Annotated in this window: 13 protein-coding genes; 3 read left to right on the plus strand and 10 right to left on the minus strand. The window is 36.8% G+C overall.

The window, feature by feature from the left end; genetic code table 11:
* Positions 1 to 10: 10 nt before the first annotated feature.
* Together AXA65_RS20450 and AXA65_RS07045 are read right to left on the minus strand one after the other, a co-directional pair.
* On the minus strand, positions 11 to 379 hold the full coding sequence (locus AXA65_RS20450; protein WP_317040337.1) for a response regulator transcription factor: 369 nt from the start codon (positions 377 to 379) through the stop codon (positions 11 to 13).
* Positions 369 to 1,670 carry a sensor histidine kinase gene (locus AXA65_RS07045; protein ID WP_063969418.1) on the minus strand — a complete coding sequence of 434 codons (1,302 nt, stop codon included), beginning with the start codon at positions 1,668 to 1,670 and terminating at the stop codon, positions 369 to 371. Before AXA65_RS07045 ends, AXA65_RS20450 begins: the two co-directional genes overlap by 11 nt.
* A gap of 104 nt (positions 1,671 to 1,774) precedes the next feature.
* On the opposite strand from AXA65_RS07045, the gene AXA65_RS07050 reads away from it, so the two are divergent.
* Positions 1,775 to 4,132, plus strand: a complete 2,358-nt coding sequence (locus tag AXA65_RS07050; RefSeq protein WP_086048102.1) for an outer membrane beta-barrel family protein — start codon at positions 1,775 to 1,777, stop codon at positions 4,130 to 4,132.
* 61 nt (positions 4,133 to 4,193) lie between these two features.
* Here AXA65_RS07050 and AXA65_RS07055 read toward each other — a convergent pair whose 3' ends face one another.
* Positions 4,194 to 4,409, minus strand: coding sequence for a hypothetical protein (locus AXA65_RS07055; protein ID WP_063969419.1), 216 nt, complete (start codon positions 4,407 to 4,409; stop codon positions 4,194 to 4,196).
* Between the two features lie 262 nt (positions 4,410 to 4,671).
* Between AXA65_RS07055 and AXA65_RS07060 the strand changes: the two genes are divergently transcribed.
* Positions 4,672 to 6,672, plus strand: a complete 2,001-nt coding sequence (locus AXA65_RS07060) for an ATP-binding protein (protein ID WP_063969420.1) — start codon at positions 4,672 to 4,674, stop codon at positions 6,670 to 6,672.
* Positions 6,673 to 6,692: 20 nt separating this feature from the next.
* Here AXA65_RS07060 and AXA65_RS07065 read toward each other — a convergent pair whose 3' ends face one another.
* The 7 genes from AXA65_RS07065 to AXA65_RS20535 all read right to left on the minus strand — a co-directional run bounded on the left by AXA65_RS07065 (position 6,693) and on the right by AXA65_RS20535 (position 11,946).
* Complete coding sequence (locus AXA65_RS07065) at positions 6,693 to 7,859, minus strand: hypothetical protein (protein ID WP_063969421.1); 1,167 nt, start codon at positions 7,857 to 7,859, stop codon at positions 6,693 to 6,695.
* 9 nt (positions 7,860 to 7,868) lie between these two features.
* Positions 7,869 to 8,249 carry a hypothetical protein gene (locus AXA65_RS07070; RefSeq protein ID WP_063969422.1) on the minus strand — a complete coding sequence of 127 codons (381 nt, stop codon included), beginning with the start codon at positions 8,247 to 8,249 and terminating at the stop codon, positions 7,869 to 7,871.
* On the minus strand, positions 8,233 to 8,793 hold the full coding sequence (locus AXA65_RS07075) for a LemA family protein (protein ID WP_063969423.1): 561 nt from the start codon (positions 8,791 to 8,793) through the stop codon (positions 8,233 to 8,235). The genes AXA65_RS07070 and AXA65_RS07075 overlap by 17 nt, the downstream gene beginning before the upstream one ends.
* Positions 8,794 to 8,825: 32 nt before the next feature.
* Positions 8,826 to 10,058 (minus strand): EI24 domain-containing protein, encoded by a 1,233-nt coding sequence (locus AXA65_RS07080; RefSeq protein ID WP_063969424.1) that lies wholly within the window; start codon positions 10,056 to 10,058, stop codon positions 8,826 to 8,828.
* 89 nt (positions 10,059 to 10,147) lie between these two features.
* Complete coding sequence (locus AXA65_RS07085; RefSeq protein ID WP_063969425.1) at positions 10,148 to 10,690, minus strand: flavin reductase family protein; 543 nt, start codon at positions 10,688 to 10,690, stop codon at positions 10,148 to 10,150.
* Between the two features lie 76 nt (positions 10,691 to 10,766).
* Positions 10,767 to 11,744, minus strand: a complete 978-nt coding sequence (locus AXA65_RS07090) for an aminotransferase class V-fold PLP-dependent enzyme (RefSeq protein ID WP_063969426.1) — start codon at positions 11,742 to 11,744, stop codon at positions 10,767 to 10,769.
* Between the two features lie 109 nt (positions 11,745 to 11,853).
* Complete coding sequence (locus tag AXA65_RS20535; RefSeq protein ID WP_086048103.1) at positions 11,854 to 11,946, minus strand: hypothetical protein; 93 nt, start codon at positions 11,944 to 11,946, stop codon at positions 11,854 to 11,856.
* A gap of 378 nt (positions 11,947 to 12,324) precedes the next feature.
* On the opposite strand from AXA65_RS20535, the gene AXA65_RS19445 reads away from it, so the two are divergent.
* On the plus strand, positions 12,325 to 12,450 hold the full coding sequence (locus AXA65_RS19445) for a recombinase family protein (protein ID WP_317040338.1): 126 nt from the start codon (positions 12,325 to 12,327) through the stop codon (positions 12,448 to 12,450).
* The last annotated feature ends 63 nt before the right edge of the window (positions 12,451 to 12,513 follow it).

The raw sequence follows: 12,513 nt of genomic DNA on the forward strand, positions 1-12,513 counted from the left end.
CGTTGATAGGCTAAGTTTGTCGTTTGAGTATATTTTTGATTCTTAAGATCAACTCTTCCGGTTCGCAAGGTTTTGTGATGTAATCGTCAGCACCAAGTTTTAATTCAAGGATTTTATCGATGCTTTGGCCCTTCGCAGTGAGAAAAAGAAACGGAATTTCTGATATTTTTCTGATCTCTTTTGAAAGCTCAAAACCGTCCATAAATGGAAGCATTACGTCCAAAATTGCCAATTGGTAATCTTGGATAATTTGTTTATTGCTCAAGATCAATTCAGGATTTGGAATCCAATTGACCTCGAAATCTGAGAATTCCAGATACTGTTTCAAAACCATTCCCAGATCGGGATCGTCTTCTACCAAAAGGATTTTAGTTTTCATTTGGAATGTGGATTTTAAAAGTTACGCCTTTGTCCGGATTGGATCTTACTGAAATTTTTCCTTTGTATTTATCAACGATGGATTTTACCAAGAACAATCCGACGCCCAAACCATTGATGTTCAGATTTTCGGTTCTGGAGACGCGGTAATATTTATCAAAAATAGGTTTTTGTTCGTCTTTTGGGATTCCAATTCCATCATCGGAGATTTCGATTTCAAGATTTTTATTAATGATAATATCAAGGTTTTTCGCACCGTATTTAACTGAATTGTCGATGAGATTGTCCATGATCTGTACGAAATCATTTTGACGAATAATTGTATTTGTAACCGCATTAAAATCGATATTAAAGTTGATATGATCATGAGTTTTCTTAATATTTGAAAAGTAATTCTCCATTCCATTTTTGTCAATCAAATTATCTTCCGACCCAGAATGATGTATGGAATTTACAATATGTTCCAGACGTTTGATCTGTCTTTGGAGCAAAGTTTTAGTTTCGGAATCTGAAGTTTGAACAATGGAAAATTTCAAAGTTGTGATTGGTGTATTCAGTTCGTGTGCAATGGAATCTATTGTGGTGTGAAGTTGCGAGATTTTCTTTTCCTGGAGATTCAGATTTTTCAAGCTGTTCCGAAATAAATAAACAATTAAAATTACAATCAATAAACTAATGACAATCAATGGTATCACTTTCTTATAAATGAGAAAATCGATGTTGAGTAATTGATAATAAGACTTGGATTGGATCTTGTAATCATATTTCTCGTCTAGATTTGTATCTGTATTTTCTTTGGACTGGTGGCTGGACCATTTGCTTTCTGCAATCAGATTGGGCTTGGAAAGTTTTTTTGCCGTTTGGAATAGAATGATCGCCCTATTTTTTGGGAGCAGTTCTTTACGTTGTACTTGATCAAAAACCGAGTAGATCTCATTTTTCATTGCAATCTCCAAACCAGAATCGGCTGAATTTTTCTTTATTAATTCTTCTAATTTCTCGCTATACAATGCTTCGGAAGAATATACTTTTTCAGGGAATATGATTTTTTCTTTTTGAATTCCGATTCCTTTTTTAATTCTTTCAAAATCACCGATCAGCTGATTGTCATTCGCATCAGTATCGTACTTATCCATCTCATTCATCACTTTATCGGCAATCGATCTGGCTTGTCGGTTTAGGTCTTTCTCTTCGAGACGATAAGAATTGTAGATATAATACGCCTGAAGCGCAACCAGAACAATCAGGCTAAATGTAAACAAAATAACGGTGATGCTTCTCTTGCGATTCATATTTCAAAAGTACAATCAATTTTTTATCAAAACCACCATTAACCGTCCGTTAACCCTTCATTAACAAAACTTAGAAGCAAACTGTCTCAATTTTGGAAAAAATTATGGCAATGAAATTTTACACGACAATCTTACTTATATTCCCAATTTTGATTTGGAGTCAAAGCATCAAAGGACATATCGAAAATGAAAAGCAGGAACCTATTTCTGAAGGCGTTATTCAGATCAATGAAAAGGAAATTTACAATTCTGATGAGAAAGGAAATTTTGAGATTGATGGAATTTCGGTTTTTCCCGTTTCCTTATCAATCAAAAAAACGGGTTTTAGGGATTACGAATTGACGCTGGAGGAAAGTGATCTGTCACTTAATATTATCCTTAAAAAAGATACTTTGAATACCATCGAGACCGTAACAATTAGAGCGAATAAACCTTTATTGAAAAGGAAAATCGACCGACTGGAATTCAATATCGATAATACGCCACTTCAAAATCTGAACGCCTGGGATATTTTGAAAAGCACACCAAATGTCTTGGTGAAAAATGAAGAATTGGGTGTTCTAGGGAATTCTCAGATCATCGTTACCATTAATGATAAGAAGACATTGATGTCGCAGGAACAACTGAAACAGCTCCTGGAAAATACCGATGGAAACAATGTTTCGTCCGTGGAAGTCATCACCAATCCGCCCGCAAAATATGAAGCTGAGGGAAGTGCGATCATTAATATTAAAATGAAAAAAAATATCCTATCAGGTTACAAAGGCAGAGTTTCCACAAGATATACGCAAGCAACTTATGCCAAGGGACTGATTGGAACTTCGCAATCTTACAACACCGGAAAATGGCAACTGAGCGGGAATTACAATTTTGTGACGGGCGATTATGTTCGGAAAAACTTTGACGTTGTGACTTTTAATCAAGATAAGACACGCTGGGAAAGCGATATGACGAGAAAAACCCACGCTCACGAGCAACATGTTTATAATTTTTCTGGCCAATACAGTTTGGATAGTTTGTCGACTGTCCAGTTTGGTTTTGATGGTTACAATGCGCCCAATAACAACGGTCATTACAAGGTTCCGACGACTATTTATAATACAGAAAACAGTCAACTTCAGTCCAATTATCTGACTTCGAATCAGAAAAATCAGTTTAATAATAGTTTTAATTCTTATTTGGTTTTTGATAAGAAATTTGGTGACCAGAATTTGATGTGGACCAACAACTTCAGCACGAAAAAATATAAGGAAGATCAGGATATTGAAACTATGTTGAACTTTGTGGATCAGCCAGAAGACTATAACCGATTTGGAAGTAAGAACATTCAGAACATTTCGCTTTACTCTACACAGTTGGATTATCGATTGACTAAGGAAAAATTCACCTTGGAAAGTGGATTGAAATATAGTTTTGTGCACAACGAGAACGACCTTGACTTTTTTGATGGAACCAAGGAATCTATTACTTACAATCCTTTGAAAAGCAATCTTTTCGATTACAAAGAAAACATTTTCGCCGCTTACATTTCCTCAGAATATAAATTGAAAAAGTGGGAATTGAAAGCTGGTTTAAGGTCTGAAACAACTGCTATTAAAACAACATCTGACAATCCTACGATTGAAAACAACAGAACCAGAACAGGGCTTTTCCCAACATTTTATGCAATGTACAATCTGAAAGATGATCAGCAATTGGGATTTTCATACGGTAAAAGAATAGACCGACCGAATTATGATTTCCTAAACCCATCAAAATCTTATTATAATTTATATTCCTATTTTCAAGGTGATGCAAATTTGAAATCAACAATCATTCACAACCTGAGTTTGACCTACACGGTGAAAGATTGGAACTTCGAAACGTACTTCAGCTACATCAAAGATCCGTCAATGGAAATATCAATCCAAAATCCAGAGACTTTCGAAACGGTCTATAATTTTACCAATATCGATCACGGGAAAAATATTGGCGCCAACGTCTCCAAAAACTTCTCGATCAAGCCTTTTTGGAAGTTGAATATCTTTGCAATGGGAGAATATCAGGAAAACTATTTTATGGGAACGGATCGGATTCTTTATAGGAATGATGTTTTCTTTTATAATGCCAATCTATCCACGCAGATCACTTTGGACAAAGCAAAAACCTGGGATCTGAATATTGGATATGTTTATAATTCCAAGACCATTCAGGGTTCTTTTGACATCAGTTCTTCGCAGAACACTTATGTCATTATCAATAAAAAAATGTTTGATAAAAAGTTGGAAGCTGGTTTGGTGTTCAATGATATCTTCCGAACAGACCGAAATACGATATCGACCAATTATGCCGATCAAAATCAATATTTCAAAGATTATCGCGACACGCAGTATTTCATGGTCAACCTAAAATATAACTTTGGAAATCAGAAAGTAAAAGAAGTGAAATCCGGAGCAAAAACCGATGAACAAAAGCGACTTTAAAAATCGACAGTTTTATTAAAACAAAAAAAACACTATCAAGATCTGATAGTGTTTTTTATTTTTAGTTAGCGTAAGCCGATTTATTTTGATAGACATTCATGGCTGCGATCCTGTTATTTTTATTATAAACAATCTCGACTGTGAAGGACGAGATCTCGTAGAGCACAAATTTCAGTTCATCTTTGATGGTTTCGTTCATCAGATGACCTTCGTTCAAAACGATGTCACATTGGGATTCGTTAGGTAAATTTTTAAAATCGTAGTAAGAAATGGTCATAACAGTTAGTTTTAAAAAAGTTAGTTTTTTATCATGTACTCTACTACACAATTTCTTTGCCAATACGATAAACATATTCTAATAATCTTAAAATATGATCAAAATGAGTTGTGACAAATCAGATAGACATTGTTGAAGGAAAGAATTACAACATTCATTTGCTTTACCGCAATGTTACAAATCATCATGCTTACTGACTATTAATAATAAACGGTCTGCTTTTGGCAACGATTTTTTTTATATTTGTTTTAGTATAATTTTTATGAACTCACCCGATCTCATCCGTCCTGAAAAACTCCTTGGCATATTATTCAAATCACCCAATGCGACTGCCATCTATTCTGGGGAAGAGATCACCATATTGAGCGCCAATGAGGCCATGCTAAACTTCTGGGGGAAAGACCGAAACATATTGGGTAAAACTTTTAATGATGCGCTTCCGGAGCTTTCCGGTCAGCCATTCTTTGAAATTCTGCAACAAGTATGGCATTCTGGCGAGACTTATCTGGCTAAGGACTACCCTGCTGTCTTAGAAATCAACGGTGAGTTTAAGAATTTCTATTTTGATTTTGAATACAAGGCCCTTCATGATGAAAATGGAAAAATTGCGTACATCCTTCATACCGCCTTTGAAGTCTCTGACCGAATAGCTGCAAAAAATCTGATCTACGAAAAATCGAAGGCAGAAGAGCAACTTACCAGAGACCTTGGCGAAATGAATGAAGAATACCAGATCACGAACGAAGAGCTTCTGTCCATCAATTCCAAATTGGAAAATGCCAATAAAGAACTCGTTCAGTTTAAAAATAAGCTACAGCATCTGAATCATACGCTGACCGAGAGTGAAGACCGCTTCCGCTCACTCGTGGAACATTCCCCGGTAGCCATGGCATCACTTAAAGGAATCGACTTTGAAATCGATGTGGTGAACGATGCGATTTTGGAGATCTGGGGCAAAGACCGCTCTGTCGTAGGATTACCATTGGTAAAGGCCATGCCAGAGATAGAGGAACAAAACTTCCTGAATATCATTACAGAAGTATATAATTCTGGTAAACCTTTTTATGGAAAAGAACACAAGACGAAATTGACCATCAATGGTAATTCTGTAGAACGTTATCTTAACTTTGTCTATAAACCAATAAGCAATTCCGATGGAACCAGCAATGCGATCATGATCGTCGCAACAGATGTAACCGACCAAGTAAACTCACGGGAAACTGTGACCGAGATCAACACAAGACTGCAGATTGCCATGGATGCGAGCAGTTTGGGATCTACAGAAGTGGAATTGGCAACAGGCATCATGCAAAGCAGCGATGTTTTCAAACGCAATTATGGGTTTTCGCCTGAGGTGGAATTTAAATATTCTGATCTTTTCGAAGCAATGTTTCCTGAACACCGTGAAAGAGTGAAAGGCCTTGTCCAAGAAGCCATGAGGACCAATGGGATCTATAAAACAGAATATCCGATCCGCTGGAGAGACGGATCCGTCCATTGGATCGAAGCCCACGGACGCCCGAGATATGACGAGAACGGAAATCCGGACAGAATGGTGGGAATGACCGCCGATATTACCGAAAAGAAATTGTTTGACCAACGTAAGGATGATTTCCTGAGCATAGCAAGCCACGAACTAAAAACGCCGCTCACCATTCTCAAAGCTTCCATTCAATTATTGGGTAGATTAAGGAATGAACATTTTACCGAAACCCATATCAAACTGATCGACCAATCGGCCAAAAGTGTGGAAACCATGGTCACACTAATAGACGAACTGCTGAATATGAGTAGAATGAATGAAGATCAACTTCAACTTGAAAAGACCAATTTCAACCTGTATGATATGCTTTCTAAAAGTGGCGACCACATAAGAATGGAAGGCAAATACGACATTATCATCAAGGGTGATCACAATTTATCTGTGTTTGCAGACGAAAATAGAATCGATCAGGTTGTCATCAATTTTATCAACAATGCTGTGAAATATGCATCACAATCCAAAGAAATCCATATCAATATCGAAGAACTGAAAGACCGCATCAAAATATCGGTACAGGATTTCGGGGAAGGAATTGATGCTAAGATCCTGCCACATCTATTCGACCGCTATTACCGTGCAGACCACTCTGGGAAGTCCTATTCAGGGCTTGGATTGGGACTTTATATCTGTTCAGAGATCATCAAAAAACACGATGGCGAAATTGGTGTAGACAGCACAATTGGTGAAGGGAGCACATTTTGGTTTACGCTACCAGTTTAAAAGATTAAAAACAAGCACATTTATTTTTTTGGTTTGATGAGATACAATCCTGTATTTTTGATGATCGGTTCTACTATGCCTGTACTGTCGTTCATGTAACCACCAACATTCAGTTCATACAATACAAAGGCGATTTTTGATCTTGATCTTGATTTTTTTGGTAATTCGAAAAGATAAAGGTCATTTTGGACTTTCGGATCAGAGAATAATTTGATTGCCTTTTCTTTGAAAAAGATATTTTCACCACGATAGGTCAGCTTGAAATATCCTGTATTCATAAATGATGGTGACACCCAGCTTGGCAGGCTGAATATATTTCCCGTAGAATAATATTCCTCTTTTCTGCGAGATAGCAACTTGATCTCATCATCGGTTTGATAATCCATTTTTCTTTCTTTTAGGATCTGGGTGTAGAAAGTATTCAGATAATCATCAGTGATCTTTTCTCTTCCAAATTTATTGATGGAATAGATCCCATTCTTAGAATCCTTCAACACCATCAATCCTTTGTCAGCGAACTTGGCGGGAAAACCTAAAAAATCAATTTTACCAATGGTATCATTATCAATATCACCGTTCCCCTGGTGAGTAAACCGATAGTCGCCTTTTTGAGTAAACATCAAGGTCCACTTACCCTTACTCATAAAATACATCGGTAAACAATCTCTATCACTCTCAATATTCCGGTCGTTGTCATAGATCACGAGCTCAGCATTTTTGTAATGACTTTCGAATATGGATTTGAAATCTTTATCATCCATCTCATTATTGGCATTCAGAATTTCAGAAAATCGGCTGTAGACCAGTTTCTCTCCTGAGTAATCATAGACACCATTTTTAGCAAAAACGTAAGGCACAAAATTCGAAAAATCAAACGTCGAAGTATATTCCTCATAACTCAGATCATTTGTAAATATCAAATTTCCCGCTCCATCATATTTGGTAAGCCCTTTCCCGTTGCTTAGGTAAAATTCGTTTTGAGAAGAATTGTACAACAATGGGAATTCACCTTGAGCAGAAACGATCTCGTAGTTTTGGGATTGTGGCCGTTTTGGTAATTCTTTGAAATCGTTATAATTTGAAGGTCGAAAAATATCCGCCGTCGTCAAATTGATAGTCGTACATCTATCGACAAACAACAGTATCAGGACTGAAATAACAAAAAGGATGACCGTCGCTTTTTTCATTAATCAAAATTAAGTGACTGGTTTCTTTTTCAATTGGTCTCTTTCATACCATTTCTTCATACCATAGGCATTCACAATTACAAAAGCCGTGATGCAAAGGTACATGGATAAGTAGATCATCAGCATCTTGAGTCCGGGAATGCCCATGAACATCATCAAAATCTGCGAGACAAAACCGAGTAGCCAGCCGAGCATAAAAATGACGACAACTGAGAAACCAAACATGCCCAATTCTTCAGCAGGTTTGTAAACGCCCATTTTTCTGAAGATCCAAAGCGGAATAGCAAGGACCATAATTGCAAAAGGATGAAATGCCGCAAAGGCCACCAAGAAACCCGGCTCTGCTTCGATAGTTCTCAGAATGTCTATGATATTAAAAGGCAACTCCATCGTATTTTTTTTCTTGTTCGGTGATCTGTAGTAAATGCTTTTTGGTGTATAGCATCAGTTTTGCTAAGATAAAATTCGGGAATTCCTCTATCCCGATATTGTACATCGTCACACTTTCGTTGAAGAATTCTCTACGGTCAGCAATCGCATCTTCAATTTGGGAAACTCTGCCTTGAAGCAATTGGAAGTTCTGGCTGGTTTTGATGTCTGGATAATTTTCTGCCACTGCAAAGATAGATTTCAGTTGCGTTTGCATTTCGTTGGACAATTCTACCTTTTCTTCGGTAGATGTTGCGTTGAGGAATCTGGTTCTCAGTTCCGTCAGTTTTGTCAACATCGATTCTTCAAATCTCATGGATTCTTTCACCACTTTTATAAGATTCGGGATCTCGTCGGCGCGTTGTTTTAGAAGAACATCAATATTCCCGAAGGATTTGTCGACGTTATTTTTCAACATCACAAGTCTGTTGTATGTTGAAACAATGACATTAAGAAGTCCTAAAACGACCAATCCGATAATGACATAAGCGAGAATCTGTATCATAGTTTTATTTTTTTATTAGTTTTTTTTAAAATTTATTCTGAAGGTGTTGTTGTTATTTCTAAACTATCAGCTTCATTATAATCCTCCACTGGTTCTGTGTTTCTCTGCTCATAACTGTCATAGACATTGTTATAAAAATCATCTACTGACTTCACAGGTTTAGAATTTTTGAACGGCAGATCAAAATCGATCTTTCCAAATTCCAAAGTATGATTTCTCAAATTGATCGGCGTGAGAAAAATAAGCGCGATGAGGATCACCCAAAAATAGACAAAATAACCAGCAGATTGTAGGATTGGTCGCATAGTGTTGTAATCTTCCACACTTGCGACTGGCGATATACCAAAAACATCTTTGATCTCCTCCTTCATGAAAACAGGTTCGTTATTTTCTTTCAAACCAGCTTTCCCGATCAGCAGAACGTCCATATTTTCTGTAAGAAGATATTGCGTGTAGCGCTTCATAGAAGACTGGTATCGCTCATCAATTTCAAAATCTATGAATTCGATATCATCAGTCACAACTTTGATCTGGCCAGAATTATCCTGAACATAAAAAGGTTTACAAACTGTTTCCGAAGATTCTAAACTATAGGAATTATCGCCATCCTTGTCTGTCCTTACATCCTCTATCGTGTAGAGATATCCGATGCATTTTTTTGTCCCGATCCTGGATGTCAGTGGCTCCAGCATTTTCACTTTACCGGAGATCTCTGCAAGACCCATTGCCACAGAACGGATGTTTGCGGTTGGCAAAGTGCGCTGATACTTGTAGAACCGTTTTTTATTATTTGATTTTAATGATGTTAAAAATGGAAGAATGATAAAAAAGATGATGATAAAATACGGAACACCCAACGATAGGACCAGTCCAAAGAAAATTAATCCAGATAAAGTGATCAGTATTTTTTTCCAGACTGGAAGTGCAGGTTTCCCACTTCTTTTCCTACGGGCATCTTCTTCTCTCGAACTTTCCACGCCACTTCTGATGGCCGAGACGATCATTCCAATAATTCCCAAGACGAAAACGGAAAGAAACAGGATAAGAGCAAACAAAGCTCCCAATCTGCTGTCATATAATGAACAAAGCCAGATCAATAAAGGATTTAAGACAAAGAAAAGCCACTTTGGTCTTAGATTGATATTGTAAAGTCCCATGAAGATCACCGTGTGGAAAATCGCTACAAAGACACTCATGACCATGAGCATGATCAGCAGACCGTTATCAACTTCTAGATTATTGTAGAATTGGGTAAATTCATTCATAGGCAAAAATACTTGTCATCAAATTTTACTATGACCAAAATACTAAAAACATTGCAAATTATGAGCTAAAGAAGTTTTTTAATTTTTGATCACTTAGACGAAGGGATCATAAAATTCCTACCGGACTCTACAAAATGACTGTCGCCCCTATACTGGATGGTTTTGGGATATTTCGGAGAGGTTGCAACGTGAGCTTTTACAATTTCAAGAATAAAGAAGTTATAGTCGTCTATCAGTTTATCATCGTAAAGCCTGCATTCAAAATTAGCAAAACAGTTGACCAGAAGTGGCGCTTTTACAACATCTCCTTGCTCTGTATAAAGTTCGAACTCATTGAATTTATCTACTTCCGAACCACTACAATTCCCAATAGCGACGATCGTTTTAGATAGTTCTACAGTGGGAATATTGATGACACATCCCTTACTTTTCTTGATCAGTTCAAAACTATGATTTCCTTTGGAGATCATGCAGCCGATCAATGATGGGACAAATTCCATGATCGTGTACCAACCCATCGTCATTATATTTTGCTGCTCTCCATAAGCGGATGTGACCAGAACTGTAGGTGCAGGTTCCAGAAAACGCCTCGATTCCTCTACTGGAAATGGTCTTTTCTTATATCTTTTCATACAGAGACTGGTACTATTTTGATACCATTTTGATGACCTTAGTAAATCATTATGGAAATTGCTCTTGAAAACTTAATTATTTGAAGATCTTCTGGGCAAATTCATGCAGACAACGTCTCCAGGTCAACCACTCATGATAGGTTTGAGCAGATCTGTACTCTGAATAAGGATAATTGTTCTCATCGAGATAAGAAATAATGGTCTTATTAAAATCAAGGAATCTTGCATCCTCCTTGTCACCAACGCCAATGAAGAACAAAGGTCTCTTCTTTGATTTTAAAAGATTGCCTATCGGAAACTCTTTGAAAGGTTGAGTTTCCGTTCCTCCGTAGATGACCGGACTGAAAGAACCGATTGCCGAAAAAACTTCCGGATGATTGACGCCGATCAGCATGGCTTGGTAACTACCTCGCGACAATCCTGCAATGGCTTTTCTGCCATTGGTCTTATATTTTTTCTCGATGTAAGGCATCAGGTCGATTCCAAGATCTTTCACATTGACAGGAACTTTCCCGACCGCCTGCGTTGCATCACAAAAAACAAGACAATTCTTATCGTGGGCGATCTCGGCAATTTCTTTGATTGGCTGGATCACGCCGGTTTCGTTGTTGACAAACATTACGCAAACCAATAAAGTTTTATCAGTAATCACATTTTTCAATTCATCCAGATCGATCAGGCCATCTTTTCCAACATCTAGATATGTCACCAAGAATCCTTGTTTTTCCAGATAAATGCAAGTGTCTAACACTGCTTTGTGTTCAGTTTTTACCGTGATGATGTGATTTTTACCGTTTGCTTTTTCAATACCTTTTAGAGCCAAATTGACGACCTCTGTTGCGCCAGATGTATAGATGATTTCTTTAGGATCTGCCGTGATCAATTCTGCAATTTTTTCTCCAGCTTCGTCAATCGCCTCTTTTACCGTAAGACCGAAAAGATGGGAACTTCCCGCATTTGCATACAGAGAATTGAAGAAAGGAAGCATCGTATCTACAACTCTCTGATCGACTGGTGTTGTTGCATTGTAATCCAAGTAAATAAAATCATTCATAAAATCGAGAAAATAATAATTACAATTTAGATAAAATTTGTACAATAAGCATCAGATTGATGAGTTAAAATGTAGCTGCAACAGATTCCAAAGATTCATAAAATCATCTCTATTTTCCATCAAGGTATCCAAAGATTTCCAATTCCATCTTTTCTTTTGTCGTGTGTCTATTGCCATAAATCAACTCAGTTTTTAAGGACATAAAAAAAGCTCCAGCCACAGCATTATGTAAACCTTTAAGAATTCACGTCATTATTTCTCAATATTCTTCAGATAGGCAAAAATGCCCGCTGAATAAATGTTATAAATAATTGAAGCTAATATTTGATATTCCAATTATTGACATGTAACTACCCAAACAATAATCCAAATATTTATAACATTAATTATCAATATTTTACACCTTATCATCATACTATTTGATTTACTATATTTCGTAGATCTATGACAGATTATATATATTATGAAACAATTCGACTGTCAGTTTGGTAATTGGTTTATAGAAACAGCCTAAATTCAATTAGTTATATTGGAGTTAAAATTGGGAGCAAACATTAGCAGTACATCATTCTAAAGGGCAATCACAAATCCTATGTACTGTGGTAAAATACTTATTAAGGCTTACAAAGATGAAGAAGCCTGCCTTGTTGAGGCGACCCATGAAAGTTTGATTTCGGAGTCATTATTTAACCTGAGTTCGGGTTAAGCATAGAAATAAGATTTGTGTAAAATAGCAATAATTCGTATATTTAAGTATCTAACATTCAAA

Source organism: Chryseobacterium sp. FP211-J200, assembly GCF_001643375.1.
In the GTDB taxonomy this organism is placed as follows: Bacteria; Bacteroidota; Bacteroidia; order Flavobacteriales; family Weeksellaceae; genus Epilithonimonas; species Epilithonimonas ginsengisoli.

Excerpts from the sequence above, each read along its gene's own strand:
- AXA65_RS07065 (WP_063969421.1), bottom strand. The coding sequence starts at position 7,859 with ATGAAAAAAGCGACGGTCATCCTTTTTGTTATTTCAGTCCTGATACTG.
- AXA65_RS07085 (WP_063969425.1), bottom strand. The coding sequence starts at position 10,690 with ATGAAAAGATATAAGAAAAGACCATTTCCAGTAGAGGAATCGAGGCGT.
- AXA65_RS07055 (WP_063969419.1), bottom strand. The coding sequence starts at position 4,409 with ATGACCATTTCTTACTACGATTTTAAAAATTTACCTAACGAATCCCAA.
- AXA65_RS07075 (WP_063969423.1), bottom strand. The coding sequence starts at position 8,793 with ATGATACAGATTCTCGCTTATGTCATTATCGGATTGGTCGTTTTAGGA.
- AXA65_RS07060 (WP_063969420.1), top strand. The coding sequence starts at position 4,672 with ATGAACTCACCCGATCTCATCCGTCCTGAAAAACTCCTTGGCATATTA.
- AXA65_RS20450 (WP_317040337.1), bottom strand. The coding sequence starts at position 379 with ATGAAAACTAAAATCCTTTTGGTAGAAGACGATCCCGATCTGGGAATG.
- AXA65_RS07080 (WP_063969424.1), bottom strand. The coding sequence starts at position 10,058 with ATGAATGAATTTACCCAATTCTACAATAATCTAGAAGTTGATAACGGT.
- AXA65_RS07070 (WP_063969422.1), bottom strand. The coding sequence starts at position 8,249 with ATGGAGTTGCCTTTTAATATCATAGACATTCTGAGAACTATCGAAGCA.
- AXA65_RS07090 (WP_063969426.1), bottom strand. The coding sequence starts at position 11,744 with ATGAATGATTTTATTTACTTGGATTACAATGCAACAACACCAGTCGAT.
- AXA65_RS07050 (WP_086048102.1), top strand. The coding sequence starts at position 1,775 with ATGGCAATGAAATTTTACACGACAATCTTACTTATATTCCCAATTTTG.
- AXA65_RS20535 (WP_086048103.1), bottom strand. The coding sequence starts at position 11,946 with ATGTCCTTAAAAACTGAGTTGATTTATGGCAATAGACACACGACAAAA.
- AXA65_RS07045 (WP_063969418.1), bottom strand. The coding sequence starts at position 1,670 with ATGAATCGCAAGAGAAGCATCACCGTTATTTTGTTTACATTTAGCCTG.